29 protein-coding genes are annotated in these 26,773 nt (G+C 58.7%); 16 read left to right on the plus strand and 13 right to left on the minus strand.

What is annotated here, in order from left to right:
* Window positions 1-82: 82 nt before the first annotated feature.
* From MWU49_RS01510 to modC, 5 genes are read left to right on the plus strand one after another with little or no spacing between them, the layout of a single operon-like run.
* Entirely contained in the window at window positions 83-418 is a 336-nt protein-coding gene (locus MWU49_RS01510; protein WP_246967206.1) for a BolA/IbaG family iron-sulfur metabolism protein, read from the plus strand.
* Window positions 419-475: 57 nt separating this feature from the next.
* Entirely contained in the window at window positions 476-1,453 is a 978-nt protein-coding gene (locus MWU49_RS01515; protein WP_246967208.1) for a rhodanese-related sulfurtransferase, read from the plus strand.
* A gap of 52 nt (window positions 1,454-1,505) precedes the next feature.
* Window positions 1,506-2,231: a molybdate ABC transporter substrate-binding protein gene (modA, locus tag MWU49_RS01520; protein WP_246967210.1), complete on the plus strand. Its 726-nt coding sequence runs from the start codon at window positions 1,506-1,508 to the stop codon at window positions 2,229-2,231.
* Window positions 2,221-2,904 (plus strand): molybdate ABC transporter permease subunit, encoded by a 684-nt coding sequence (modB, locus tag MWU49_RS01525; RefSeq protein ID WP_246968050.1) that lies wholly within the window; start codon window positions 2,221-2,223, stop codon window positions 2,902-2,904. Before modA ends, modB begins: the two co-directional genes overlap by 11 nt.
* Window positions 2,901-3,956 (plus strand): molybdenum ABC transporter ATP-binding protein, encoded by a 1,056-nt coding sequence (gene modC, locus MWU49_RS01530; protein ID WP_246967212.1) that lies wholly within the window; start codon window positions 2,901-2,903, stop codon window positions 3,954-3,956. The genes modB and modC overlap by 4 nt, the downstream gene beginning before the upstream one ends.
* A 196-nt stretch (window positions 3,957-4,152) precedes the next feature.
* Here modC and MWU49_RS01535 read toward each other — a convergent pair whose 3' ends face one another.
* Window positions 4,153-5,262, minus strand: a complete 1,110-nt coding sequence (locus tag MWU49_RS01535) for a prolipoprotein diacylglyceryl transferase family protein (protein WP_246967214.1) — start codon at window positions 5,260-5,262, stop codon at window positions 4,153-4,155.
* Between the two features lie 103 nt (window positions 5,263-5,365).
* The gene (locus tag MWU49_RS01540; protein WP_246967217.1) at window positions 5,366-5,629 is read right to left on the minus strand and encodes a hypothetical protein; all 264 of its coding nucleotides are present in this window, start codon (window positions 5,627-5,629) and stop codon (window positions 5,366-5,368) included.
* A 153-nt stretch (window positions 5,630-5,782) separates the two neighbouring features.
* Here MWU49_RS01540 and MWU49_RS01545 point away from each other — a divergent pair, with 153 nt between their 5' ends.
* Window positions 5,783-7,354 (plus strand): GMC oxidoreductase, encoded by a 1,572-nt coding sequence (locus MWU49_RS01545; RefSeq protein ID WP_246967220.1) that lies wholly within the window; start codon window positions 5,783-5,785, stop codon window positions 7,352-7,354.
* A gap of 46 nt (window positions 7,355-7,400) precedes the next feature.
* Window positions 7,401-7,997 (plus strand): hypothetical protein, encoded by a 597-nt coding sequence (locus MWU49_RS01550; RefSeq protein WP_246967223.1) that lies wholly within the window; start codon window positions 7,401-7,403, stop codon window positions 7,995-7,997.
* 226 nt (window positions 7,998-8,223) lie between these two features.
* On the opposite strand, the gene MWU49_RS01555 is transcribed toward MWU49_RS01550, so the two are convergent.
* Together MWU49_RS01555 and MWU49_RS01560 are read right to left on the minus strand one after the other, a co-directional pair.
* Window positions 8,224-8,766, minus strand: a complete 543-nt coding sequence (locus MWU49_RS01555; protein WP_246967226.1) for a YecA family protein — start codon at window positions 8,764-8,766, stop codon at window positions 8,224-8,226.
* A 64-nt stretch (window positions 8,767-8,830) separates the two neighbouring features.
* Window positions 8,831-9,916 carry a GGDEF domain-containing protein gene (locus tag MWU49_RS01560; protein ID WP_246967229.1) on the minus strand — a complete coding sequence of 362 codons (1,086 nt, stop codon included), beginning with the start codon at window positions 9,914-9,916 and terminating at the stop codon, window positions 8,831-8,833.
* Window positions 9,917-10,108: 192 nt separating this feature from the next.
* On the opposite strand from MWU49_RS01560, the gene MWU49_RS01565 reads away from it, so the two are divergent.
* The 5 genes from MWU49_RS01565 (at window position 10,109) to MWU49_RS01585 (ending at window position 16,779) form a co-directional block, all read left to right on the plus strand.
* Window positions 10,109-11,203, plus strand: a complete 1,095-nt coding sequence (locus MWU49_RS01565; RefSeq protein WP_246967232.1) for an acyl-CoA dehydrogenase family protein — start codon at window positions 10,109-10,111, stop codon at window positions 11,201-11,203.
* A 16-nt stretch (window positions 11,204-11,219) separates the two neighbouring features.
* Window positions 11,220-12,416 (plus strand): acyl-CoA dehydrogenase family protein, encoded by a 1,197-nt coding sequence (locus tag MWU49_RS01570; protein WP_246967235.1) that lies wholly within the window; start codon window positions 11,220-11,222, stop codon window positions 12,414-12,416.
* Between the two features lie 297 nt (window positions 12,417-12,713).
* A complete protein-coding gene (locus tag MWU49_RS01575) occupies window positions 12,714-13,511 on the plus strand; it encodes an SDR family oxidoreductase (RefSeq protein ID WP_246967238.1) in 798 nt (265 codons plus the stop codon).
* Window positions 13,511-14,365 (plus strand): tRNA 2-thiocytidine(32) synthetase TtcA, encoded by an 855-nt coding sequence (ttcA, locus tag MWU49_RS01580; protein WP_246967241.1) that lies wholly within the window; start codon window positions 13,511-13,513, stop codon window positions 14,363-14,365. Before MWU49_RS01575 ends, ttcA begins: the two co-directional genes overlap by 1 nt.
* Before the next feature lie 251 nt (window positions 14,366-14,616).
* Window positions 14,617-16,779, plus strand: a complete 2,163-nt coding sequence (locus MWU49_RS01585) for a malate synthase G (protein WP_246967244.1) — start codon at window positions 14,617-14,619, stop codon at window positions 16,777-16,779.
* A gap of 156 nt (window positions 16,780-16,935) precedes the next feature.
* Here MWU49_RS01585 and MWU49_RS01590 read toward each other — a convergent pair whose 3' ends face one another.
* Window positions 16,936-17,685 carry a type II and III secretion system protein gene (locus tag MWU49_RS01590; RefSeq protein ID WP_246967247.1) on the minus strand — a complete coding sequence of 250 codons (750 nt, stop codon included), beginning with the start codon at window positions 17,683-17,685 and terminating at the stop codon, window positions 16,936-16,938.
* 100 nt (window positions 17,686-17,785) lie between these two features.
* Between MWU49_RS01590 and MWU49_RS01595 the strand changes: the two genes are divergently transcribed.
* On the plus strand, window positions 17,786-18,457 hold the full coding sequence (locus tag MWU49_RS01595) for a methyltransferase domain-containing protein (RefSeq protein ID WP_246967250.1): 672 nt from the start codon (window positions 17,786-17,788) through the stop codon (window positions 18,455-18,457).
* Window positions 18,458-18,822: 365 nt separating this feature from the next.
* Here MWU49_RS01595 and MWU49_RS01600 read toward each other — a convergent pair whose 3' ends face one another.
* The 7 genes from MWU49_RS01600 to MWU49_RS01630 form a co-directional block, all read right to left on the minus strand.
* Window positions 18,823-19,320: a hypothetical protein gene (locus MWU49_RS01600; RefSeq protein WP_246967253.1), complete on the minus strand. Its 498-nt coding sequence runs from the start codon at window positions 19,318-19,320 to the stop codon at window positions 18,823-18,825.
* Between the two features lie 5 nt (window positions 19,321-19,325).
* The gene (locus MWU49_RS01605; RefSeq protein ID WP_246968052.1) at window positions 19,326-19,751 is read right to left on the minus strand and encodes a GNAT family N-acetyltransferase; all 426 of its coding nucleotides are present in this window, start codon (window positions 19,749-19,751) and stop codon (window positions 19,326-19,328) included.
* A 10-nt stretch (window positions 19,752-19,761) separates the two neighbouring features.
* Window positions 19,762-20,889 carry a cupin domain-containing protein gene (locus tag MWU49_RS01610; protein WP_246967256.1) on the minus strand — a complete coding sequence of 376 codons (1,128 nt, stop codon included), beginning with the start codon at window positions 20,887-20,889 and terminating at the stop codon, window positions 19,762-19,764.
* A 49-nt stretch (window positions 20,890-20,938) separates the two neighbouring features.
* Window positions 20,939-22,309, minus strand: a complete 1,371-nt coding sequence (purB, locus tag MWU49_RS01615; protein WP_246967259.1) for an adenylosuccinate lyase — start codon at window positions 22,307-22,309, stop codon at window positions 20,939-20,941.
* A gap of 321 nt (window positions 22,310-22,630) precedes the next feature.
* Entirely contained in the window at window positions 22,631-23,263 is a 633-nt protein-coding gene (gene hflD, locus MWU49_RS01620) for a high frequency lysogenization protein HflD (RefSeq protein WP_246967262.1), read from the minus strand.
* Window positions 23,264-23,276: 13 nt separating this feature from the next.
* Entirely contained in the window at window positions 23,277-24,371 is a 1,095-nt protein-coding gene (gene mnmA / locus MWU49_RS01625; RefSeq protein ID WP_246968054.1) for a tRNA 2-thiouridine(34) synthase MnmA, read from the minus strand.
* 17 nt (window positions 24,372-24,388) lie between these two features.
* Window positions 24,389-24,856 (minus strand): NUDIX hydrolase, encoded by a 468-nt coding sequence (locus MWU49_RS01630; protein WP_246967265.1) that lies wholly within the window; start codon window positions 24,854-24,856, stop codon window positions 24,389-24,391.
* 110 nt (window positions 24,857-24,966) lie between these two features.
* On the opposite strand from MWU49_RS01630, the gene moaC reads away from it, so the two are divergent.
* The 3 genes from moaC to MWU49_RS01645 are packed head-to-tail and all read left to right on the plus strand — an operon-like array spanning window position 24,967 to window position 26,190.
* Window positions 24,967-25,461, plus strand: coding sequence for a cyclic pyranopterin monophosphate synthase MoaC (moaC, locus tag MWU49_RS01635; RefSeq protein WP_246967267.1), 495 nt, complete (start codon window positions 24,967-24,969; stop codon window positions 25,459-25,461).
* Between the two features lie 4 nt (window positions 25,462-25,465).
* A complete protein-coding gene (gene moaD, locus MWU49_RS01640; RefSeq protein WP_246967270.1) occupies window positions 25,466-25,720 on the plus strand; it encodes a molybdopterin converting factor subunit 1 in 255 nt (84 codons plus the stop codon).
* Complete coding sequence (locus MWU49_RS01645; protein ID WP_246967273.1) at window positions 25,717-26,190, plus strand: molybdenum cofactor biosynthesis protein MoaE; 474 nt, start codon at window positions 25,717-25,719, stop codon at window positions 26,188-26,190. Before moaD ends, MWU49_RS01645 begins: the two co-directional genes overlap by 4 nt.
* Here the strand turns inward: MWU49_RS01645 and MWU49_RS01650 are convergent.
* Window positions 26,093-26,716, minus strand: coding sequence for a pseudouridine synthase (locus tag MWU49_RS01650; RefSeq protein WP_246967277.1), 624 nt, complete (start codon window positions 26,714-26,716; stop codon window positions 26,093-26,095). The genes MWU49_RS01645 and MWU49_RS01650 overlap by 98 nt on opposite strands.
* Between the last annotated feature and the right edge of the window lie 57 nt (window positions 26,717-26,773).

A 26,773-nucleotide genomic window follows, 5' to 3' on the forward strand; every position in this document is an offset into this window, starting at 1 on the left:
ATTTCTCCCGCTGTCGAAAAGACGTAGAATACGCGCCCGCCTCCTTGAGGCGGGACTGAATTTATCGTTTCAAGGTGAGCCCATGGCGGTTGCAGAGCAGATTGAAAGCAAGATCAGGGATGCCATGCCGGTGGCGCATTTGTCACTGGAAAACGAGAGCTACAAGCACAGCGTACCGCCGAATTCGGAAACCCATTTCAAGCTGGTACTGGTCAGCGATGCCTTTGCCGGCATGATGCCGGTGCGTCGCCACCAGATGTTGTATCAGTTGCTGGCAGACGAGCTGGCCGGTCCGGTACATGCGCTGGCGCTGCATACCCATACCGTTGCGGAATGGACTGCGCTGGGCGGTGAAGTCGCTGACTCGCCGGATTGTCTCGGCGGCAGCAAGCACGACCCTGAATTCGGCAACGGCTGAACAGCCTGGCCGTGATTAGCGGGTTTTCTGGTTTCAGATCCTGATTGGAGTTGGCAAGTGAGTAACCGTCATTCTGTGGAAACGGCCGACAGTATTGTCGTGGCAGCCCTTTACAAGTTTGTGGTGCTGGAAGACTACGAGCAGCTGCGGGAGCCGTTACTGGATCTGATGATGAAGCAGGATGTGCGTGGCACCCTGTTGTTGGCCAGCGAAGGGATCAACGGCACTATTTCCGGTACCCGTGCGGGCATCAATACGGTTCTGGACTGGTTGCGCAGCGATGCCCGTCTTGTGGATCTGGAGCACAAGGAATCCTTCCACGATGAGCATCCGTTTCTGCGCACCAAGGTGAAACTGAAAAAAGAGATTGTCACCATGGGTGTGGAGGGGATCGACCCCAACCGGACCGTGGGCACCTATCTGTCGCCGGAAGAATGGAATGCGGTCATCAGTGATCCGGAGACCATTCTCATCGACACCCGCAACGATTACGAAGTGGAAGTGGGCACCTTCAAGGGTGCCATCAATCCTCACACCCGCACCTTCCGCGAGTTTCCCGACTATGTGAAGGACACGCTCGATCCTGCCAAACACAAGAAAGTAGCCATGTTCTGCACCGGCGGCATTCGTTGTGAAAAGTCCACCGCGTATTTGAAGGAGCAGGGCTTCGAAGAGGTCTACCACCTCAAGGGCGGCATCCTCAAATACCTGGAAGAAACACCGAAGGAAAACTCCCTGTGGGAAGGGGAGTGTTTTGTCTTCGATGAGCGGGTCACCGTGGATCATGACCTGAACCCGGGTGAATACGATCAATGTCACGCCTGTCGCCGGCCAATCAGCGAAGCGGACCAGCAGTCCGAACTGTTTCAGCTGGGTGTCTCCTGTCCTCACTGTTATGACGAATCCAGCCCCGAGCAGAAAGCCCGCTTTGCCGAGCGCCAGAAACAGATTGAACTGGCCCGGGCGCGTGGCCAGGCTCATCGTGGGCAAAACCCCCGCAGCACAGATAGCAGCAGTGAAAAAGGAAAGGCCTGACAGCCCCCTGTGACTCACCTAGACTGAACAGACCTGTTGCTGCGAGGTTCAAATGCGTCTGCTTCTCTTCGTGCTGTTGAGCTGCCTTTCCCTGGTGGCCAATGCCAGTCGCATCCAGGTGGCGGTGGCTGCCAATTTTGCCCAGCCTCTACGTGAGCTGGTGGCGAATTATCAACAGCTGCATCCCGACATTGACATTGCCCTGACGGTGGCCTCCACCGGCAAGTTGGCGGCACAAATCCGCCAGGGGGCTCCCTACGATGTGTTCCTCGCTGCTGATGCCCGTCGCCCCCGTGAACTTGCTGAAGAAGAAATCGGGGTGTCGGACAGCGTAAAAAGTTATGCCCGCGGCGTGCTGGTATTGTGGTCTCCGCAAGCGGATCTTAATCTCACCCCGGAGTCGCTTCGCGACGGCGAAATAGAACCACTGGCACTGGCCAATCCGCGTACAGCTCCCTACGGTCTGGCTGCCCGTTACGTGATTGATGAACTGGATATCCCTGCCAGCGTGCAGCTGGTACAGGCGGAAAATGTGGGGCAGAGTTTTCATTTTGCCCATAGTGGCGGGGCTGCCGCTGCCTTCGTGGCCTATAGTCAGGTGCGCGAGCTAAGCGGCTCACTATGGCAGATCCCGGAAAACGATTATCCAGCCATCCTCCAGCAAGCCATCCAGTTGAATCCCTCGCCGGCGGTTTCCCGGTTCTATCAGTATCTGTTCAGCAAGGAAGGCCGTGAGGTCATCCAGCGTCATGGTTACCGGGTTGCAGATGCTCAGTAGCGCGGACTGGTTGGCGTTATGGGTCAGCGTCCAGCTCTCGCTGGTCACGGTCATCCTTCTGCTTTTGATCTGTACGCCTCTGGCATGGTGGCTGGCACGTCGGCAGTGGCCGGGACAGTCACTGGTGGAAGCCAGTCTTGCGCTACCACTGGTGTTGCCGCCTTCGGTTCTGGGTTTTTATCTCTTGCTGATGCTGGGGCCTAATGGCCCGGGCGGCTGGTTTGCCCAATTGGCCGGCTGGCGGTCCCTGGCGTTCAGTTTTCCGGGGCTGGTGATTGGCTCGCTGGTGTATTCACTGCCGTTTGTGCTGCAGCCCCTGAAGAACGCCTTTGCCACCCTGGACAATAATCAGCTGGCCATGGCGTCGGTGTGCGGCGCCAGCCCCCGTGATCGCTTTTTCAGTCTGGTGCTTCCCCAGGCAAGGCTAGGTTACCTGAGTGCTGCCATGCTCGGTTTTGCCCACACCCTTGGGGAGTTTGGTGTGGTGCTGATGATCGGTGGCAGTTTGCCAGGAGAGACCCGGGTGGCCTCGGTGGCACTCTATGAGCATGTGGAAGCCGGGGATTACAGTAACGCCCATCGACTGGCGGCGGTGCTACTGGTGATGTCGCTGGTGATGTTATGGGGGCTGTTTCGCTGGCAGCGTCGGCGTGATGCGGGGAGCTGGCTGTGAGTCTGGAATTCTCCCTGACCGGCAAGGCGGGTAACTTGACGATTCAGGCTGGCGGACACCTGCCGGCCAGCGGTGTGACGGTACTGTTTGGTTCGTCGGGCACGGGCAAAAGCACGTTGCTGAAAATGCTTGCGGGACTCTATCCCTGTACTGGCACTATCCGGTTTGCAGACCAGCTCTGGCAGGATGAGCCTGAGGGGGCATTGTTACCGGTCTGGCAGCGCCCGCTGGGTATGCTGATGCAGCAGCCGGCCCTGTTCAGGCATCTCAGCGTTCGCGGCAACCTGGATTACGTACAACGTCGCCGGGGCAAGGCGGAAGATCTGGATGGCATCATTGCAGCCACCCGCATCGAGCCGTTGCTTGGGCGTTCCGTGCAACAATTATCCGGCGGCGAAGCGCAGCGGGTAGCATTGGCTCGGGCGTTGGCAAGCCAGCCTGAACTGCTGCTGCTGGACGAGCCATTGTCTGCGGTGGACCTGCCACACCGGGAAAGCCTGCTGGACATGATATTGGCGGTGTCGCGAACCGTGCCGATTCTCTATGTAACGCACAGCATGGATGAGCTGCTAATGCTGGCCGATCAGGTCTGGCTGATGGAGCAGGGGCAGCTGATCGCCCAGGGGCCGGTGGCCCAGGCGCTGGCTTCCCTGACGGGACCTCTGGCGCAGCGTAGTGATGCCACCTCCCTATTGAGTGGTGACTGCGGTGATTATGATCCTGCTGATCACCTGCAAACCGTCACTGTCGGACAGACATCCTTGCTGGTCCCCAGTGCGCAAATTCGGGCCAGGGGGGCGTCAGTCAGGCTGCGAATTGCCGCCCGTGATGTCAGCCTGTGCCGCCAGCCGCCACAGCAATCCAGTATTCTCAACATTCTGCCGGTCACCGTTGATGAGGTCTCCCCGCTGGGTGCAGGGCAGCATCTGGTCCGGCTGTCGCTGCAATCCCAGGTGCTGCTGGCCAGGTTGTCATCCCGGTCGGTGAGGGAATTGAATATTGTGGCGGGGGAGGCGGTGTTTGCGCAGGTGAAGGCGGTGGCGTTGGTTTAAATTCCAGCTATGAGCGGCGAGCTTTGAGTTTCAAGCTGCAAGCTACAAGCTACAAGCTACAACGCGACGAATGATCTACCGAACCCAGGCGTTGCTGCCCGCGCACATCGATTGGGCGCGGCCTCCATGTTTTCAAAATCATCGCCTCCTCAACCCGCGTTGCAGCTTGTAGCTTGTAGCTTGCAGCTAGTCCCTCTCAGACGGCCGCATTCCCCGTACGTTCACACCCTTCCTCTTCGCATCCCGCCTGCGAGCGCCAGTCTGCCGCCAGCCCGAAGCGTAATTCTCCGGTAGTGATGGTGCTGGTGCCTGAGAAGAAGAACATGATCACCATGATCAGTTGCAGGCTGAGGATGACAGCGGGCGTCCAGAGGGCGTTTAAACCGCTGGTAAGGCTTGGTGTCAGCCCGCTATGGGCGGGCATGATAACGGTGATAGCAATCCCGTAGATGGCCGCGAACAGGGCCATTGCCTGATAGGCAGAGAACAATTTACTGCCACCGCGATAATCCGCGCGCAGGGTTTCCGACCAGGCTCGCCAAAGCTGACTGCCGATCAGGGCCACTGAAAAAGCCAATCCGAATTCACTGTGGAAGAACAGTGCACTGCAGACCAGCGCCAGTACGGTGTAGACCACACAGGTGACAGCCTGGATTGGGATGACCCGTACCGATTCCATTTCTCCGGCAAAGGCAATCTTCTTGGTCTTTCCGATAAAGACGTGATGAAGCGTGGCAAACAGTTGTCTTGCCCAGAGAGGGGATTGCGCCAATGCCTTGCCATAACAACAGCCGAAACTGATGCAGGCCAATCGGCCAATCCCTTCGCCAATGACATAGGCAATGGCCATTGCGGCGAGCATGGGAAGTACTGGCAGGGAGAAATTCAAATACTGCTGGCAGAGCCGGTCTGCCATCCACAGAAACAGCGGGGCGATCAGGATACCCACAAAGCTGGCTCCTCCCACCGTAAAACCGTGGCGATTTTTTTCCACTACTGTGGCAATGATCTTGGCGGCAGGCAGGCAGATGGCCAGCACTCCAAGCGTCAGCAGCAGAGAAGTGGCCAGTGGTACCTGCACAGAAGCGGTCAGCAGGATGAACGTAGCCACCCCGATACCGCCTGCCAGGCCGGTGAATAATCCGTAGAACGTCAGGTTCAGTCCCCGCCAGGAGCCATCGTCATTTTTCTTCAGGGGCAGAGAAGCAACGAATTGCCAGCGCTCTTCTGGCAGATGTCGAAACAGGAAGCGGAAACTGGTTGCAGCAACCAGTGCGCAGACGAGCAGAAACAGATCGGCAGCCATAGTGAAACTCCATGGACGATATATCGCCATGCTGCGATGCCTCCGGTACGAAAGCATGACAGGACAATGAAGCTGTGATGACGGTGTGCGGGGTGCCTGCAGGTCAGTCGCGGTTGCGCAGGAAGCTCTCAGCAGCCTGAACGATCAGCTCGGTGACAGAGCGGTCTTCCATCAATGCCTGCATCTTCAGGCGCTTGTGCAGATCGGCAGGGATATCTGCGGTGAGACGTCGATAGCCTTCCCGAGCGGCCCCCTGGCGGGTAGTCCGGTTGCCGTTACTTGCGCGAGCTGCTGCCTTGACGTTGACACCGTTACGTTTGCGGGGGCGTTGTTGTTCTTCAACGCTGACAAAATCAATTTGTTCCATGGGGCAGGGCAATCAGACACAAGAAAATGTGACGCAGAGAGTACTTGAAAGTAGCCAAAATAGACAGGATTGACGGCAGATTTTATAGTGCTTTTCGATAGGGAAAAATGACGCGACAGTGACGTCGTCGTCCATAAAAAATTCGGGGAAAACATGGAAAAAGTGGATGTCCTGGTCATCGGCAGCGGTTTCGGTGGTGCAGTCATGGCCTGCCGTTTGGCAGAGAAAGGAAGCAAGGTTCTGGTGCTTGAGCGTGGCCGACGCTGGTTGCCTTCCGATTACCCTTCAGTCAGTCAGAAACACTGGCTGTGGGATGAAGATGAACCGGAAAAACAGAATGGCTGGATCGATTTTCGCTATTTTGGCGATATGAGCGTAGCCATGGGGGCCGGCGTGGGCGGTGGCTCTCTGATTTATGCCAACGTGAGTATTGAGGCGACCCCGGAGACTTTTGATAACGGCTGGCCGGAAGCGATCAGCTATCAGGCCCTCAAGCCACATTATGATACTGCCGGCGTGATGATGAACGTACAGACCCTGCCGGATAATCAGTGGACACCGCGCACCAAGCTGATGAAAGAAGCGGCAGAAGCGGTGGGGGATGGTCATCGTTTCCGGATGGTGGATCAGGCCGTTACCTTCAATCCGGACTGGTCCAGTGATATGGACCCGGATCCCTATGACTACAAACACAGCAAGAGCTGGATCAATGCCCAAGGCAAGCAGCAGGGCACCTGCACCCATTGTGGCAACTGTGATCTGGGCTGTCCTGTCCAGGCCAAAAACACCCTCGACCTGAACTATCTTGCCGCGGCGGAAACCGCCGGCGCAGAAATTCGTCCCCTGCATCATGTCCGAACCATCCAGCCACTGAGTGGCGGCGGCTATGAAGTGCGCACACGAGATCTTGATGGCCAGTGCTGGCGTGTATTCCGCGCGGAAAAAGTCATCGTGGCGGCCGGATCCGTAGGCTCCACTGAATTGCTTCTGCGCTGCCGCGACCAGTACCGGACCCTGCCGAAAATCAGCCGACGCCTTGGTGACAACTGGACCTGTAATGGTGACTTTGCCACCCCGGCCAGCTATGAGGACCGGATCATTTCCCCGACCCGCGGGCCGACTATCAGTAGTGCCATCGACTATCTGGATGGCAGTGACGGTGGCGCTCGCTATTTTGTCGAGGATGGTGGTATTCCGGATGTGTTGGGTAACTGGCTTGAGGGTATGGGAAAGAGTTCAGTCATTGCCCGCACCCGGCTTGGCGATGCCATGCTGCGTTACGGTGACAAGAGCAATCCATTTGCCAATATCATGCCGTGGTTTGGTCAGGCCATGGATGAGCCCGGTGGTCGCTTTTATCTGGGCCGGCGCTGGTATTGGCCGTGGAAGAAAACCACACTGAAACTGGACTGGGACTATCGCAAGGCCGAGAAGGCAGTACAGGGGCTGGCAGACCGGCACCTGAAATTGACCCAGGCCACCGGTGGTGACCCGACCACACCGGCCACCTGGTCCTGGTTCAAGGATCTTGTGACCCCGCATCCGCTGGGTGGCTGCAACATGGCAGACAGCATAGAGCAGGGTGTTGTGGATTACCGCGGTGAAGTGTTCAACTATCCGAATCTGTTCGTGATTGATGGCGCCATGGTGCCGAAATCCCTGGGCCTCAATCCTTCACGAACCATTCTGGCTCTGGCTGAATTCTCGGCCAGCCAGATCAATTGACAGCAACCTGCACCGGGCTGACCGGTGTTGTTAAAAGGAACCCGTCATGAGCGAAGCCCGATTTCATGTTGTATTTGCCGGCCAGCTGGTGAAAGGCGCCGATCCGGATACCGTGAAGGGGAATCTGGGGCGGCTATTCAAGATGGATGCGGACCGGGTGGAAAAACTGTTTTCCGGCCAGCCCGTGGTACTCAAGAAAGATGCGGACCAGGCGACGGCGATGAAATTCCGCGCAGCGCTAAAACAGGCGGGTGCAGAATGTGTGCTCAAACCACTGGATGCGGCGCCTGAAGAGACGCGCCAGGATGGCGCTCCGGCAGCATCGCCAGCTCCCGCTGCCCCTGAGCAGGCTGCCACACCGCCGGCCGCGGCCGCGGCAGAGGCCGGGCATGCTCAGCAGGATAGCGGAGATCTGGAGACCGTGGGCACCATTCGCACCGGTGGTACCGGGTTCTCCGGACCCTACAGTGTGGCGGATGTGGGCGAGGACATGGACAACAGTGAGCATGCTGCGCCGCCGCCGGCGCCTGACGTGAGCCACCTTTCCATGGCTGGCGTGGGAGAAGATCTGGGTCAGAAGAAAAAGGAAGAAGAGATCAAGGTGCCGGATATCAGCCACCTTTCCCTGAGTTCGGATAGTTAAAGGCCTCTGGATGCCTGACGCCGGATGCCTGACGATTAAAACCACAACAATGGGGGGCTCGTACGCTCTTGCTTTCCCGGTCCGTTATCGGGATAACCGTCTGCAGTAGTTCGCTTTGTTCCAGCATCAGGCATATGGCGTCGAGCGTCTGGCGGGAGACAGGGAACCTCACCAAGCGGGAAAACCGAAAGGGCGTTGTTTCCCCGCAATTCTCAGATGCAGTGTATTACTCTGCTTCGTCGCCTTGATCCGGGCCGTGGAATTGCAGGAAGAACTCCTCCAGCAGATCCGGAATGCTAAGAGCCATCTGGCGGACCACCTGGGTGTTTTCCCAGATCGCGTCCAGTTCCTCATCCTCATCCAGTCCGGAGATCAGTACAAACGGCAGCATCAGCTCCACGGTGTTTTCTTCGTTGTCCTGATACCAGGCCGCTTCATCCTCGAAGACCCCGGACATGAATCCGGCGCACCAACTGGCCAGATCCTGGCCATCATCTTCCTGATAGGGGTCCAGCAGGCAGGGCAGGTTGATAGCTTCGCCGGCCAGTAGCTGGGTGGTCAGACGCTGACGCAGTTTCTCCATGGCCACGGCAACCTCTTCGGGCACCTCCATTTCCAGCATGGCGGCATAGTCCACTTCCTCGGTGGGCCCTACAGCCAGAGCACAGAGCAGACCATGAAGCTCTGTCCAGGTGGGGGCGTCCTCGCCCAGGGCGTTGAAGTGATTACGGACCGTGTTTTTCAGGCTCGGATTGGTAATGTCAGACATGGGCCCTCCACGGGCAGGCAAGTCGGCTGGATGGACGGCAGGGTACTGCTTCTGCGTGGCCTCGTCAGCCCTTGATCACGCAATTTCTGCCATTGGATTTGGCACGGTATAGCGCTTCATCGGCCCGGCGGGTCACGTCCTGGGCAGTTTCGTTCTGCTGATATTGAACGACGCCGGCGGAGAATGTGTTGCGAAGTTCATCGGCAAACGGATATTTCTGTGCGGAAAATTCATCACGCAGCCGGTTAAGTGCGGCCACGCAGGCTTCGGTGGATACATGGGGGAACAGCACCACGAATTCCTCGCCACCGTAGCGGGCGAGAATATCAGAGCGACGCAGGCCGACACTGGCGACGGCACTGAAGCGGCGAATCACTTCATCACCCGCCGGGTGCCCATAGGTGTCGTTGACCTGCTTGAAATGGTCCAGGTCGATAATCGCCAGATGAAGACTGGAACCACTGCGTGAAGCGAGGGCCATTTCCTCTTCCAGCCGGCCAAGGAAATAGCGTCGGTTATAAAGGCCAGTCAGCTCATCACGGGTGGCGATGGCGGCAAGGCGGTCATGGGCCTCCCGCAGGTGCTCACGTTGCTCGCGAACGCGACTTTGCAGGTTGTGAATGTACCCGCCAACGTAAACGAAAGAGGCCAGTACCAGGGCGAGAATGAACCAGTGCCCCAACTGGTAGGAAAAGATCACCTGTTGCGGTGCCAAAATCCCTTCGCCAATCAGTAGTGTGGTGAAGCAGGCCTGAATGAACACTGCCATCCACAACAGGCGTCGCCGATCCAGAGAAATCACTCCGAACGTCATCACCATCAGATAGATACTGAGCATGGCTCCGCGCAGCTCCCGCGAAAAATACAGCACCGCAGTTACCGCCAGAATCCCGGTGACCATCTGCATTACGGTCAGGCTGGGATCACTGAAACGTTCGCTATAACCGGAACGTATCAGGCCATAAAACAGCACGTTCACGCTGAACAGCAGGGTGAAAATGGTGATATGGGGAGTGGCAGGATCAAAGGCCGTGAGTTCGACCCCCATGAAAGTGCCAAACCAGAGCAGGCAATAGGAATAGAGCGCCATGAATTGTCGGCGAATGCGCACAGCCCGTTCGGGTGGATTCTCTGGGATCAGGGTAAACACGTAATCCTTTCTGCCTTGTTCATTTTTATCGGAGAGGCATTTTGATTCTACCTTAACCGCCCGATCAAATCAGTGCCTGACTGGGGGGTGACAGAGTGTAGACATTTCGGCACGATAGTGAGCATTCAAACAAGTGTTTGATTGGTGGTCTCGCCACCACCTTCAAACCATGACCTTCAGGAAGAGACCGCCATGTCCGAAGAGCTTTTTGATCTGACGCTCAATGAAGAGCAGCGAATTACCCGTGAGAACATGCAGCGTTTTGTCCGTGATTCCCTGGCTCCTGCTGCCCGGCAGGCTGACGATGAGGCCAGCCTCGACACTTCGCTGGTCAGTGCCATCCACGACTTTGGCCTGGCACTGATGCCGGTACCGGAAGCGCTGGGTGGAGTGGGACTTGCCCGTTCGCCATTGTCGAATGCCCTGGCCTGTGAGGATCTGGGCGCAGGCGACATGTCCCTGACACTTGCTGCATTGCAGCCCATGGCAGCAGTGAATGCGCTGGTGGATTTCGGGAACGAAATGCAGCAAGAGCAGTGGTTGCCGCAGTTGGCTGCCGAACAGTGGTGCGCAGCGGCCATAGCGTTGCTGGAGCCGCGCGCCACCTTTGAGCCAACTGAATTGCACACCCGTGCGATCTTCAGCGGTGACCAGGTTACGCTTGAGGGACGCAAGAGCCTGATCGCCGCCGGAAAGGAATGTCAGTGGTTTATTGTGATTGCCGCAACGGATCAGGGGGCAGGGGCCTTCATCGTGCCGGCGGACACTGCCGGGGTGACAGTGAGCCAGGAGCAGAATATGGGGCTGCGCAGTGCCGGGCTTTGCACCCTGAAACTGGACGCGGTCACGGTTCCGCGCAGTCATCAACTGCCTAATTTTGATCTTCAGCGTTTGCTGGGCCTGGCCTGGATTGGTCAGTGTGCTCTGGCGGTAGGTTGTTGTCAGGCCATTCTTGACTACGCCATTCCCTATACAAAAGACCGCAAGGCCTTTGGTGAGCCGATTGCCTGGCGCCAGTCCGTGGCCTTCATGGTGGCGGACATCGCCATCGAGCTGGAGGGCATGCGGCTGATGATGTGGCGGGCCGCCAGCAGGGCAGAGCAGGGGTTGCCGTTCTACCGGGAGGCCTATCTGGCGCAGCTGCAGTGCATGGAGAAAGCCATGACTATCGGCACCAATGGCATTCAGCTGTTCGGTGGCGCCGGTTTTGTGCGCGACTACCCGCTGGAAATGTGGTACCGCAATCTGCGCAGTATTGCCGTTCTTCACGGCAGCCTGATGGTTTAAGGACAGGAGACTCAACATGATCAATCTGGAACTTCCGCAAAAACTTACCCAGGTTCAGCAAATGGCCCAGCAGCTGGCCAGTGGGGTCTTCCGTCCCATCTCCCGTAAATACGATGCCATCGAGCACTGTGAGACCCCGGAAGAACTGAAACCGGTGGCTCAGATGATGGCCTCAATGGGACGCGGGCCGAAGGGAAAAGCGGGCCACTCTGATGAGATCCGTAATGGTGCCAACATGATGGGGATCATGGGCGTTGAAGCCATGTGCTGGGGCGATGTGGGGCTGATGCTGTCGATCCCCGGTAGTGGTCTTGGCAATGCTGCGGTAACTGCCGTAGGCACCGCCGAGCAAAAGGAGAAGTACGGCAAGCTGTACTGCGCCATGGCCATCACCGAGCCCGGCGCTGGCTCGGACTCTGCTGCCATCAGCACCACTGCCGAGCTGGATGGCGATGAATGGGTACTCAATGGCGAGAAGATCTACTGCACTGGCGGCCAGCGCTGTGATGCCGTGGTGGTGTGGGCGACGCTGGACAAGTCCCTCGGCAAGGCTGCCATCAAGTCGTTCATCGTCCCTCGCGACAACCCGGGCATGTCTCTGGTCCGGGTGGAGGACAAGATGGGGTTGCGGGTTTCCGATACGGCCGCCCTGTCACTCAACCAGTGTCGGATCCCCAGGGACCACATTCTTGGTTCGCCAGAGATCGCAGACAGCGAAGAGGCACGCAAAAAGGCCTTCGGCGGCGTCATGCAGACCTTTGACAATACCCGCCCACAGGTGGCGGCCATGGCCCTGGGTGTGGCTCGTGCTGCGCTGGAAATTACTAGAGAAATATATGAAAAAGAAGGGGTTAAGGCTGATTTCTCGAAACTGCCTTATAACGCCTCTGCCCGCGAACTGGAGCTCTACCGGCTTGAGGCGGATCTGGAAGCGGCGCGACTGATGACTCTGAAGGCAGCCTGGATGGCAGATAATGGTCAGCCGAACTCCAAGGACGCCTCCATGTGCAAGGCCAAGGCCGGACGCATGGGTAACGACGTCACGCTCAAGTGTGTGGCCCTGTGCGGTGAGCTGGGTTATTCCGAGCGCACCCTGCTGGAGAAACTGGCCCGGGATTCCAAGATCATCGATATCTTCGAGGGCACCCAGCAGATCCAGCAACTGATCGTGGCCCGGCATCTGCTGGGGCTGTCGTCTAAGGAACTGAAGTAACGAAACCCCAAGGCTGTTTTTTCACCACAGAGGGCACAGAGTTCACTGAGGAAATGCAGCCTTGGCTCCCGCAGGAGCCAGGCTGCTGGCGATGATCCCTTGCGCGCTAGCTCCTGTGGCTCTTTACCACCCAGAGCCTCTCAGCACACCTGCATACCGGTTTTGCTCAGTGAACTCTGTGCCCTCTGTGGTAAAACCGCTTTGCACTTGAATTCGCGCGATCAGCTGCTAACTCTTTGATTTTCCCGCCTTCCCCTTTACTCTCTGCGGTATTCGCGCAATCAGGGAGTTATCAGTATGTCCAAGAGCCTGGCAGGCAACGTGGTCTGGATTACCGGGGCTTCTTCCGGCATTGGTGAGGCGGTGGCGAAATCCTTTGCCCGGCGCGGGGCGCTGCTGGTGTTGTCTGCACGCAGGGAGGCGGAGCTGGAGCGGGTTCGCGATGGCCTGGTGAATGCCTCAGAGCACTTCATCCTGCCACTGGATCTGGCCGACAGTGAGGCGATGCCGGCCGCCGTACAGGCGGTGCAGAATCGCTTCGGCAAGCTCGATGTGATGATCCACAATGGCGGCATCTCCCAGCGTTCGTTGGTGGCTGACACCGAACTGGCGGTGGACAGGCGTATCATGGAAGTCAATTTCTTTGGTGCCGTGGCCCTGACCAAGGCCCTGTTGCCGCTGTTTCGCGAACAAGGGCAGGGACGCTTTGTGGTGATCACCTCACTGGTGGGGGAGTTGCCAACGCCGTTGCGTAGTGCCTACAGCGCCAGCAAGCATGCCTTGCATGGTTTCTTCGAATCACTGCGTGCCGAAGAATACGATAACGGTATCCGGGTGACCCTGGTGATGCCAGGCTTTATTCGCACTCAGGTGTCAGTGAATGCGCTGACGGCTGATGGTTCCGCCCAGGGCAGCATGGATGACGCCCAGGACGCAGGCATGGATGCCGGGGAATGTGCTGAACGGTTGCTCAAGGCCGTGCAGCAGGGCAGTGATCAGGTTATCATCGCCGGCCGCGAAAAGGCTGGTGTTTACCTGAAACGCTGGTCTCCCGCACTGTATCGCCGACTGATCCGTAAAATGAAGGTCACCTGATGTCCGACAGCACAGAATCCAGGAAAAGTACCCGCTTCAACAAGCTGCAGAAAAAATTGCGGCGGGAAGCTGGGCGAGCCATTGCCGACTTCAACATGATCAGTGAAGGCGACAAGATCATGGTGTGCCTGTCTGGTGGCAAGGATTCCTACACCATGCTGGAAATTCTGCGCAATCTGCAGCATTCGGCACCGGTGAATTTCGAGCTGGTGGCGGTGAATCTGGATCAGAAGCAGCCCGGTTTCCCTGAGCATGTCCTTCCCGAGTACCTGGAAAGGGAAGGGGTTGCGTATCACATTCTGGAAAAAGACACTTACTCCATCGTCAAGGAGAAGGTGCCGGAGGGCAAGACTACCTGCGGCCTGTGCTCCCGTCTGCGCCGCGGCAGTCTGTACGGTTTCGCCGAAGAAATCGGGGCTACCAAGATTGCTCTTGGGCACCACCGTGACGACATCGTCGAGACCCTGTTCCTGAACATGTTCTACGGCGGCAAGATGAAAGCCATGCCGCCCAAGCTGCGCAGCGACGATAACCGCAATATCGTCATTCGCCCGCTGGCTTACTGCCGCGAGAAGGACATCATCGAGTTTTCCGGTTACAAGGATTTTCCCATCATTCCCTGCAACCTCTGTGGCTCCCAGGAGAACCTGCAGCGTCAGGTGATCAAGGAAATGCTGCAGAAGTGGGACCGGGAACAACCCGGTCGAATCGAGAATATCTTCGCGGCGGTACAGAACATCGCCCCTTCCCAGCTGGCCGATACCCGCCTGTTCGATTTTGAGAATCTGGAGCAGGGCCAGCAGCGTGGTGGAGAGCAGGCACATCGCCTCGATGTGGTCAACCTGTTCGGGTGATCGAAAGACTCGCCGGTCACATTAATTTTTGTCACTAAACATGATTCGCGGGCCCGTTTCCGCTAGAATACCCTCCGCTTTTTCGCGAGCAGCGGTCACCTGCTGTCTCGCCGTTTAACGAATTCCCGGGCGTTATTGTGGCTGCTCGGCCTGTCTCAGGGGCGGGTCGGCAAAAGCCGGTATTATCCGGCTTGCAGTATCATTACCGGCTTAATTCAAGATTCTCTGGACCAGTTAAGGGTAGGAGCACCATGACCGATCGTATTCAGAAGGGTAGCCTTGAAATTGCTGCGGAACTCCATGATCTGGTAGTCAACGAGATTGCCCCCGGCACCGGCGTCGACCCGGATCACTTCTGGGGCGAGCTGGAAAGCATCCTCAAGGACCTGGCGCCCAAGAACAAGGCGCTGCTGGAAAAGCGTGAAGCGATCCAGGCACAGCTGGACGAGTGGTACAAGGCACGCAAGGGCCAGACCATCGATATGGCTGAATACAAGCAGTTCCTGAGTGAGATCGGCTATCTGCTGCCGGAAGGCGAAGACTTCAAGGTCACCACCGAGAACGTGGATGAAGAAATCGCCAGCATTGCCGGCCCGCAGCTGGTAGTGCCGGTGAAGAATGCCCGTTTTGCCCTGAACGCCGCTAACGCCCGCTGGGGCAGCCTGTACGATGCCCTTTACGGCACCGACGTGATCTCCGATGAAGGCGGTGCCGAGAAAGGTGGTGCCTACAATCCCAAGCGTGGCGCCAAGGTTATCGCCTGGGCACGCAACTTCCTGGACAGCTACTTCCCGCTGGCCTCTGGTTCCCACAAGGACAGCACTGGCTATGCCATCGTTGACGGCAAGCTGGTCGTTTCCCTGGGTGATGAAAAGACCGGCCTGAAAGACGAATCCCAGCTGAAAGGCTATCTGGGTGACGCTGCTGCGCCCACCGGTGTGCTGGTCAAGCACAACAACCTGCACGCCGAGCTGCAATTCGACGCCAGCCACCCGATCGGTGCTGACGACGCGGCCAACATGAAAGACGTGCTGCTGGAATCCGCCATCACCACTATTCAGGACTGCGAAGATTCTGTAGCCGCCGTCGATGCTGAAGACAAGGTTGAGGTGTACCGCAACTGGGCGGGCCTGATGAAAGGCGATCTGGCCGAGACCTTCGAGAAGGGCGGCAAGCAGATGACCCGCGCCATGAACGGTGACCGTGAGTACACCGCGCTGGACGGCTCCACCCTGACCCTGCACGGTCGCTCCCTGCTGCTGGTGCGTAACGTGGGCCACCTGATGACCAACCCGGCCATCCTCATGAACGGTGAGGAAACCCCGGAAGGCATCATGGACGGCATGGTGACCGTACTGGCCGCCATGCACGACCTGAAGAAGATCAACAAGCTGAGCAACAGCCGCACCGGTTCCGTGTATATCGTGAAGCCGAAGATGCACGGCCCGGAAGAAGTGGCCTTTGCCGTTGAGCTGTTCGGTCGTGTCGAGAAGGCCCTGGGCCTCGCTGACAAGACCCTCAAGATCGGCATCATGGATGAAGAGCGTCGCACCACCGTGAACCTGAAGGAGTGTATCCGTCAGGCCAAGGATCGCGTCATCTTCATCAACACCGGCTTCCTCGACCGTACCGGTGATGAAATGCATACCTCCATGGAAGCCGGCCCGTTCGCGCGCAAGGGCGACATGAAGGGTATGGCCTGGATCAAGGCCTACGAGGACTGGAACGTGGATATCGGTCTGGAATGCGGCCTGCCGGGTCACGCCCAGATCGGTAAGGGCATGTGGGCCATGCCGGACGAGATGGCCCAGATGATGGCCAACAAGGCCGGTCACCCCAACGCGGGCGCCAACTGTGCCTGGGTTCCGTCCCCGACTGCTGCCACCCTGCACGTGACCCACTACCACGAAGTGAATGTGGCAGAAGTGCAGGCCAAACTGGCCAGCCGTGCACGCGCTTCCCTGGATGACATCCTGACCCTGCCGCTGCTGGATCGTGAGCTGTCTGCCGAGGAAATCCAGCAGGAGCTGGACAACAATGCTCAGGGCATCCTGGGTTACATGGTGCGCTGGATCGACCAGGGCGTGGGCTGTTCCAAGGTGCCGGACATCAACGATGTAGGCCTGATGGAAGACCGTGCCACCCTGCGTATTTCCAGCCAGCACGTGACCAACTGGCTGCACCACGGCATCACCAACAAGGAACAGGTGATGGAAACCCTGAAGCGCATGGCGGATGTGGTGGATCGTCAGAACGCCAACGATCCCCTGTACACCCCCATGGCAAAGGACTTCGATGGTTCTGTTGCCTTCCAGGCAGCAGTAGAACTGGTATTCGAAGGCTGCTCCCAGCCGAGCGGTTACACCGAGCCGGTTCTGCACCGTCGCCGTCGTGAGCTGAAAGCAGGCAAATAGCAGTTAACAGTGAATAGTTAACAGTTAACAGCGGCGCGCTCGCGCGTCGTTGGTTGCCTGAAAGCCAAGAGGCCGCGCCCAATCATTGGGCGCGGCCTCTTGCGTTGTAGAGCCTGAAAAGCGCTGCTCGCGCAGCTATTCACTGTTCACTGTTAACTATTCACTGATCTGAACCATCACCTCTATCGGCAACACCACCGTCTGCCGGGAAGTCTGGTAACTGCCGATCCTGCGTTGCCGGGTTTGGCTAACGGTATTGATGGCGCCCATCTGTTGCCATTGGCCGGGTTGCAGGCGCAGGGTGGAGCTGCTGTGTTGGGTATCCGCTATGCCCGGCCCGCCGGGTTGGTCATGGCGTTGCTGGATCTGCAGGGTAACACTTCCATCCGTGTTCACCTGCGGGGTGACCTGGATGCCTCGTTCCAGGGAATGCAGGTAGGTGCCGTTATCGCCGCCGCTCAAAGCCAGCAAGGTGCCCTGATTGATGCCCGCTGGGTAGCCGCTCAGGGTTCTTACCTGATAGTCGCTGTGCTGGCCTCCCTGTATGCGCTGTTGCTGGATCTGGATTGTGGCGTTGGTGCCGGAGAAAGTCCTGTGGGACAGTTCGACATCGGCGCCAAAACGCTCCCCGCTGCTGTTGCCAGCGCGACGTAAGTAGACTGTCACGGCCCGCGGCTTGCTGTTCAGCTCACCCAGCACGGACTGTAGTTCGTTAAAGTTCTGCGGGGTGGTGCGTATGATCAACTTGCCTTGATAGGCATTCACCGTGCCGCCCTCCACGAGGAGGGACCCTATAACTGGTACCAGCGCTTCAGCATCGGGCCTGGAGATGACATGCATGGTCATCTGGGCTGACCAGCCAATCAGGCTCCAGCTCATCAGTAGCAAACACAATAGGTGTCTCATCCCGTCGTTCCTGATGGTCCTCATTCTTTCACTCTAAACTGCATCCTGATGCTCTGACAGGCATAATGGCCGCCCGGTTCAATCTGTGAGATGTCTGCCTATGTTTGCCAACAGCCGAGAGGTGCAGTCCAACCAGCAAGGGGTGCATACAGACCTTGAAAAGGTGGTACGGCGACATCTCGCCAGCCCCTGGCAGGCACCGCTGGCAGACTTTGACCGGGAGGCGTTCGCCGCAGCACTGGCCTGGCGACAGGCCCGGGGTATGGAGCGTCCGCTGATGCTGGATAGCGGTTGTGGAACCGGGCGCTCATCCGTCCACCTGGCCCTGGCGAATCCTCAGGCACTGGTCATCGGGGTGGATCAGTCTGCTGATCGATTGACTAAGGCCGAGCGGCGTTTTGCGCCCTTGCCGGAAAACCTGCTGTTGTTACGCAGCGACTGTGCCGGCCTGTGGCGGCTGATGGTCGAGGCTGGCTGGAAATTGACCCGGCACCAGATTCTCTATCCCAACCCCTGGCCCAAGAGCGCCCATCTCAAACGCCGCTGGCATGGCCATCCCGTGTGGCCGGCGGTACTGGCCCTGGGCGGCGAACTGGAATTGCGCAGTAACTGGCCCGTTTACCTGGAAGAGGTGAAAGCGGCGCTGGCGTTGAGTGGGCATCAGGCTGCTATTGAGCCTCTGCCGGAAGGTTATGAGCCGGTGACTGATTTTGAGGAGAAGTATCAGGCTAGTGGGCAGGTGAATTGGCGTCTCGTGGCGGAGATTTGCTAGCAGTTAACAGTTAACAGTGAATAGTTAACAGCTTCGCGGGATGGTGGGGGTGCGACAGCAAGGCTGGTGGCCGCGTGCAAACGTTGAGAGGGGGTTTCGGGCGTTAACCATTCAGCTGCGTTTGAGCTTTTCTCAATCCCGGATCCTCGCTGTAGGAGCGAGCCTGCTCGCGATCCGAGCCCAGGCGAGGTTAGGATCCCAGAGGAGAGTTTAGAAAATCAAAAATCGACAACCTAACCAAGGCTTGAGATTTTGTCTTTCGAAACTCGTACCTGGAAACCCGCTTCCCGTGCCTCAAGACTCAGCCATCCTTCCCGTACCGGATGTCCTTCTTACCGCTTATAGCTGACAGCTCGCAGCTGTCTTTATAGCCGTAATTCCCTCAGCCCAGGATTGCTGCCGGCACGCTCCCAGACGGTCTGGAAGTCGCGGGCGAGTCTGGGCGCGTGGGGGAGGCGGTGGGCGCTGAGGTGAATGCGGGCAGGGCGGGGCCAGCCTTTGGCTTCAAACAGTCCGGTGCCATCAGCGATCACGTGACAGGACTGATCGTCACGGTCATCTTTCTGGGTCTGGCGCAGATGTAGCCGGGAGGGCAGGCGACGAGCCAGATGAATCAGGCGGTGGCCATCCCGAAGGGCGTTATCCGGATCATCAACCAGAATGCGGATGTCGACGCGTTCACTGCTGATGGCCAGGGCCTTGATGGCATCGCAGACGTCACGGTCCGCAGTCAGCTCATCGAGCAGTGGCAAACGCAGCCACAGCGTGCGGTTGCAGGCCTGAATGAGCTGGGCCAGCCCGGGGCTGGCCTCACTGCGGGACAGGGAGTGCAGGGTCTCGTCCTGGCCGATCTGGAGTGGCATATCCGTCAGAGCAGGGGTTTGAACATCTGGCGGTGTGGGATATTGGCATCCATGAAGATGCCGCCGGTCACTGAAAAGCCGGCAGCCTCATAGAAGCTGGTGGCATGGGTCTGGGCGTGCAGGAAGATCTCTTCCATGCCTCTGGCACGGGCGGCTTCTTCTGCGGCAACCAGCAGTGAGCTGCCGACGCCATAGTTGCGTTGCTCTGAGAGTACGCACAGACGGCTGATCTGTCCGGTCGGCAGCAACCGAATGCAGCCCACCGGCTTCCGGCCTGCATCCATGGCAAGGAAATGAACCGCCTCCTGGTCCTCCCCATCCCATTCCAGCTCTTCGGGGACGTGTTGTTCGTCAATAAAGACTCTCTGGCGAAGGGCGCGCAGGGCCTCTTCATGTTCGTCCCAACGGGTTTCGATGATGCTGATAGCCATGGGCTTCTCGTTATAGTGGGGCGAAATAGCCCTGTTCAATCCATTCATGAAGCAATTCCTGGGCGGTGTCTGTCATGACCGCTTCCAGCTCGTGTTGTGTGTAGCGTCTTTGGCTGGCCAGAAGATGCACCAGCGGACGTTGTTTTTCTGTGAGCGAGTGCGCTTCACCGTTAAGCCACACCCGATTTCCCTGCATCAGCAGGCGGGTACTGCCATGGCGAACCAGCGCAATTTGCCCGTCGCGCATGCGAATATGGTGGTCATCAACGGCAAATTCAAGCCCATCCTGCCGAGGGGTGGAGAGCCAGCGATAAACCGCTCTCTCAATGGCCTCCGGGTTGAGCAGATCCAGCGCGCCACGGACCAGTTGCTGGCGATCGGCATCGGCAAGCACGGCCGGATTGTCGGTGATGGTTCGCTGCGGGTCACTGAAAAGCTCGCTGTCCGCCTCTGCCAGACACTCACCGGCAATTTCCGCCATCAGCATCTGGTAATCCGGGGCCCTGAAACCCACCGACCAGGTGATGCAATCGCTATCCTCGGCGACGCCGTGGTGGGCCACCCCGGGGGGCAGATAGAGCACGTCGCCGGGTCGGGCGACAAACTCTTCTTCAACCGCCATTTCTGACAGTAGTTTTAGATCCGGGTGCGGCTGTCGGGGGCTGTTGTCATCACTGACCTGGCCAATCTGCCAGCGGCGGGTGCCACTGGCCTGGATCAGGAAGACGTCATAACGGTCGAAATGCGGGCCCACACTGCCGCCCCTGGTGGCGTAGCTCATCATGATGTCTTCGAGACGCCAGTTGGGCAGGAAGTTGAAGCAGTCCAGCAGCAGGGAGGTTTCCGTGAGGAAGTGATCCACGGACTGCACCAGCAGGGTCCAGTTTTCCTCACCAAGGCCATCGAACACGGTTTCTTCAAGGGGCCCCTGGGTGAGGCTCCAAGGGCCATTGCCGGCACCCTCGATAATGCGTGCCTCCACGCCATCTTCCAGTGCCAGACCTGCCAGGGTGTCGGCATCCGGGCTGTCCAGACCACTGGCGGCTGCCGGCATGAACAGGGGCTGCTTCTGCCAGTACTCGCGCAGGAAGTCCTCCGCCGGCATCGGCAGCACAAATTCAGGGAGGGAAGAGGGCATGAATTGATCCCCGCCGGATCGGGGGCAGCGGGCTGCCCCCGTCCAGACGTTAGATGTTGCGGGCCTGGCTGGCTGCGGTACCGACGTAGCTGGCCGGGGTCATGGCCAGCAGCAGTTCCTTGGCTTCCTCGGGGATCGCCAGGTCGTTGATGAAGGTGGTCAGGGTTTCCTGATTGATGCCATCCTTGCCACGGGTCAGGGCCTTGAGCTTCTCATAGGGCTTTTCGATGCCGTAGCGACGCATTACGGTCTGGATCGGTTCGGCCAGTACTTCCCAGGCTGCATCCAGATCGGCATCCAGGCGCGCCGGGTTCACTTCCAGTTTGCCAATGCCTTTCAAGCTCGCTTCGAAGGCGATCAGGCTGTGGGCCAGACCCACACCTACGTTACGCAGCACGGTGGAATCGGTGAGGTCACGCTGCCAGCGGGAGATCGGCAGTTTGGCGGCCAGGTGATCCATGATGGCGTTGGCGAGGCCCAGGTTGCCTTCGGAGTTTTCAAAATCGATCGGGTTAACCTTGTGCGGCATGGTGGAGGAGCCTACCTCACCTTCCACGGTCTTCTGCTTGAAGTATCCCAGAGAGATATAGCCCCAGACGTCGCGATCGAAGTCGAGCAGAATGGTGTTGAAACGCATCAGGGCGTGGAAGTACTCGGCCACACAGTCATGGGGCTCGATCTGGGTGGTGAAGGGGTTGAAGGTCAGACCCAGACTTTCCACGAAGCGACGGGCAAAGGTTTCCCAATCCACTTCCGGGTAGGCAGACAGGTGGGCGTTGTAGTTACCCACGGCACCGTTGATCTTGCCGAGCAGCTCGACGGCAGCGAACTGGTCACGCTGGCGTTGCAGGCGGGCTACCACGTTGGCCATTTCCTTGCCCACGGTGGTGGGAGAGGCGGACTGACCATGGGTACGGGACAGCATGGGCTGGTCGGCCAGGCTGTGGGCCTGACGACGGATGGCGCTGATCACCTGGTCCATCTTGGGCAGCAGGATCTCGCGGGCTTCCTTGAGCATCAGGGAGTAGGACAGGTTGTTGATGTCCTCACTGGTACAGGCAAAGTGAACGAATTCGCTCATGCCGGCCAGTTCCTTGTGCTCGGCCATCTGTTCCTTGATGAAGTACTCCACCGCCTTGACGTCGTGGTTGGTGGTGGCTTCGATTTCCTTGATGCGCTCGGCGTGCTTCTCTTCGAAGTCACGGGTGATGCCGCGCAGGTGCCAGGCTGCCTGGCCGCTCATCAGCGGGACTTCCGGGATGTTCTTGTCGTGAGCCAGTTGCTCCAGCCAGCTGACTTCCACGTGCACGCGGAAGCGGATCAGACCGTATTCACTGGTGGTATTACGCAGGGCATCGACCTTGCCGGCATAGCGGCCGTCGACCGGTGAAATGGCGGTAAGCGTGTTCAGGCTGGACATGACTCAGGCTCCGGAAATCATCCAAATAGGGTTTTAAAGCGGCGCAATGATACAGCAAAAAGGGCGGGGTTGCGTGTTTGATTGAACCTTGCCGCGCCCGGCAGCGTGGCTGGCGAAATCGGGTTGCTGAGGGCAGGGCAAGTTACGAGTTTCGAGTTACGAGTAGCGAAAGGCAAAAGCGAAAATCGGGGGAGGGTTTTGATCTTCGAAACTCGCTTCTCGAAACTCGCTACTTTCCCCAGGGTCTCCCCTTCGGCGATTGCCTCCGCTGCACTCCGGTTCATGCAGCGTCGAACAATTTACTTTAGGTTTGATTTATAACTAATTGATATTAATTGATTCCAGGGTGGCAAGAATCTGCTTTCGCTTGAACAGCAGGTGCCAGCGCTTGCCGCCCAGTTGTTGCCACAGGAAGGCGGCGCGGACGCCGCACAGAAACAGGGTGCGGATGCGGGCGGCCTTGTCTTCGTCCTGCAGGTGGGAGGGCTCTCCCTTGACCTGGATGCGGAAACGGAAGGTGCCCAGGGTGTCCACATAGATGCTGGCCAGGCGATGGCAGAACGCATCATCAGCCAGATCGCTGAAGTGTGCCTGCTGGCCATTGAGCGCCATCAGACGGTGTCGCAGGATATTGGTGGTATCGGCATTCTTGCCGAGCTTGGCAGCAAGGTGCAGCAGGGCAAGGCCGTAGTTGAGTGGGCGCAGAGAGGCTCCGCCGCTGTTGCGATTGAGGCTCAGCTCAAGCAGTGCGATGCCTTCGCGCAGCAGTTCCGGTTGCGGGTAAATGCTCTCGAAGCTGTCTGCATCCAGCGCCATCACACCCTGAATCAAGGCACGCAGGGGGCGGGGATCGCAGTCCCCGCGCAGGGCGATATCATCGCCCAGTTGGGCGGCCTGAAAGACGGCGGCCAGTGCCAGCACCTGCTGTTGTTCCGGGGTGAAACGCTCACTCATGGCAGATCCTCGCTTAGCGGGTGGATTCGATGGGGGCGCCGCCGAGACAGACCTGGTCATCGTAGAAGACCACGGATTGCCCCGGGGTGACGGCTCGTTGTGGCTCATCAAACACCACATGGACGCGGCCATCACCGGCATCGCTCACGGTGCAGGCCTGGTCAGGCTGGCGGTAGCGGGTCTTGGCGGTGAGTCTGGCGGGTAACTCCGGTGGCTGCAGGGCAACCCACTGCATCGGGGCACTGGTCAGCTCACGGCTGTAGAGCAGGGGGTGCTCGGTGCCCTGTACCGCAATCAGCACATTGCGCTCCAGATCCTTGCCTGCCACGTACCAGGGGGCGTCGCTGGCGTCGGCTCGTCCGCCGATGCCCAGCCCCTGGCGCTGACCCAGGGTGTAATACATCAGGCCGTCGTGGTCGCCAATCACATTGCCGTGATCGTCCTCGATCTTGCCGGGCTGGGCCGGCAGATACTGTTCCAGGAAGTCCTTGAAGCGGCGCTCGCCAATGAAGCAGATACCGGTGGAATCCTTCTTCTTGTGATTGGCGAAGCCTTTTTCCTCGGCAATGCGGCGGACCTCGGGCTTTTCCAGATCGCCGAGCGGAAACAGGGTCTGGTCGAACTTTCGATAATCTACCGCATGCAGGAAGTAGGTCTGGTCCTTGTTGTTGTCCACCGCGCGCAGCAATTTGGCCGGACCGTTGTGATCCACCTGGGCATAGTGACCGGTGGCAATATAGTCTGCCCCCAGGGTGACGGCATGATCGAGAAACGCCTGAAACTTGATTTCCTTGTTGCACAGGATGTCGGGATTGGGGGTGCGGCCAGCCCGGTACTCCTCCAGGAAGTGCTCGAATACACGGTCCCAGTATTCCGCTGCAAAATTGGCGGTATGCAGTTCAATCCCCAGCACCCCCGCTACCTGCATGGCATCCAGCAGGTCCTCCCGGGCGGTGCAATACTCGGTGCCGTCGTCCTCGTTCCAGTTCTTCATGAACAGGCCTTCCACCTGGTACCCGGCATCGATCAGGCGGGCGGCGGCGACGGAGGAGTCCACACCACCGGACATGCCGACAATGACGCGGGTCTCTTGAGGGGCTTTCTTCATCATGTTGCCTATGGCCATTAGCCGCGCTGCAGCGGCCAGGGGTGCTGGTAGATGCTGTCGAGGGGCAGGCGGCGGCCGGAAAGATAATCATCCAGGCAGCGCTCCACCAGGGCACTTCGGTGCTGCTCGCGCTGGGCGCGCAATTCTTCCGGTGTCATCCACACCGCTTCCAGAATGCCGGTATCCAGCTTCTGGCGAGGATCATGGCTAATCGGTCGGGCCACGAAGCAGGTACGGTAATAGACTCCGCCACCCTTGACTGGCTGAAAGATATACCAGCCCAACAGATCAGTGATTTCTACCTGCCAGGCGGTTTCCTCAAGGGTTTCCCGGTAGGCGGCCTGGATCAGGGTTTCGCCGAATTCGGCATGGCCTGCGGGCTGGTTGATGACTTCCTTGCCCTTGCTCATTTCGCGTACAAAGAGAAAGCGGCCGTCTTGTTCCACCACGCAGGCCACAGTAATGTGCGGCTCGAAGCTGTTCATAGCAATTCTGCCAATACGGGTGCCCAACCGCGCAGGATCAGGCACGATGCTGTATGGAAAGGCGGGAATGGTAGCGCAGCCAGCGCTTCGACAACAGGCCGGGAGTGAGGATGTCAGAGGATCGCTTTACCCATCTGGATGACCAGGGGCAGGCTCAGATGGTGGATGTCACAGAGAAGGCGGTGACCCAGCGAACAGCGGTGGCCGAGGCGAGGGTGCGAATGCAGCCCGCGACACTGGCCATGATCCTGGATCACCGCCATCCCAAGGGCGATGTACTGGCCACCGCGCGGATTGCCGGTATTCAGGCGGCCAAGAAAACCTGGGATCTGATTCCGTTATGCCACCCCTTGTTGTTGACCAAGGTCACGGTGAATATCGAGGCGGAAGGAGAGGATGCGCTCAGGATCGAGACCCTGTGCCGTCTCAGTGGCACCACCGGAGTGGAGATGGAGGCGCTGACAGCGGCATCGGTGGCGGCGCTCACACTCTATGACATGTGCAAGGCGGTGGACCGCGGCATGGTAATTGAAAGTGTCTGCCTGCTGGAAAAGGCGGGGGGCCGTAGTGGCCATTACCGCCGTGAAGAATCAGGAAAAGGGTAACAGGATGATTCAGGTGCGTTTCTTTGCTGCGCTGCGTGAAAGGGCTGGGCGGGAAGTGTTGGAGATGACGCTGCCGGACGGGGTCTCTACCGTGGGCGAGCTGGTCTCCTGGCTGGAAGAAAGTGATGAGACCCTGGGCCGGGCTCTGGCGGCCACCCCTTGCCGGATGGTGGCAGTGAACGAGGTACTGGCTAGCGAAGCGTCAGACATCGAGGATGGCGATGTGGTGGCATTGTTTCCGCCGGTGACCGGCGGATGAAGACCCATATCGGTATTCAGTCGGCACCACTGGAGAGTGGCGCGCCATTGCAGTGGCTGCATGATCAGGGGCTGAGCGGTGCGATTGTGCAGTTCTCCGGCCATGTCCGTGACGAGAACGGGAGGGTAGAGGCGCTGCATCTGGAGCATTATCCAGGAATGACTGAACGACTGTTGGGCACCATTGTCGAGCATGCCGAACACCGATGGCCCCTTAACGGTGCCTGGGTGGTGCACCGGGTCGGCACCATGACCCGGGGCGACGAGATTGTTCAGGTGGCAGTGAGTGCTGAGCATCGACAGGCGGCGTTTGACGCCTGTAGCTACATCATGGATGTGCTGAAAACCCGGGCGCCTTTCTGGAAGAAAGAGCTTATCGACGGCCGCTGGCACTGGGTCGAGGCCCGCGAGCGCGACGCCCTTGCGGCTTCCGCCTGGCTGGGCGACGAGCCGGAGCATGAACCTCGCTAGCCCGCCATTCTCCGGGCTGCAGCCCCTCCAGGCACCAGTCACCAATCTGCCAGCGAACCAGTCGCAGGGTCGGGAAACCGATGGCTGCGGTCATGCGCCTGACCTGGCGGTTTCGACCTTCGTCTATGGTGAGTTTGATCCAGCTATCGGCTACCGTTTTGCGTGAGCGCACCGGCGGATTCCGCGGCCACAGTGACGGAGCATCGATCCGTTCCACCTGGGCAGGCCGGGTGGGGCCGTCCTTGAGAGTGATGCCCTGGCGTAATTTTTGCAGATCCTGGGCCCCGGGCTGACCCTCCACTTGCACCAGGTAGGTCTTGGGTAGATGGAAGCGTGGACTGCTGATTCGAGCCTGAAGGCTGCCGTCATCGGTCAGCAACAACAGGCCTTCAGAATCCCAGTCCAGACGTCCGGCCGGGTAGACCCCGGGAACAGGCACAAACTCACTGAGAGTGCGCCTTCCCTTGTCGTCCTGAAACTGGGATAAAACCTGAAATGGCTTGTTGAGCAAGATCAATTGCGCCATGGGGCCTGACAATCCTTATGGTCTCGATTGATAAAATGCGTCGTGTCACTGTCGACC

This window comes from Alcanivorax sp. S6407 (assembly GCF_023016115.1).
Lineage (GTDB): Bacteria > Pseudomonadota > Gammaproteobacteria > Pseudomonadales > Alcanivoracaceae > Alcanivorax.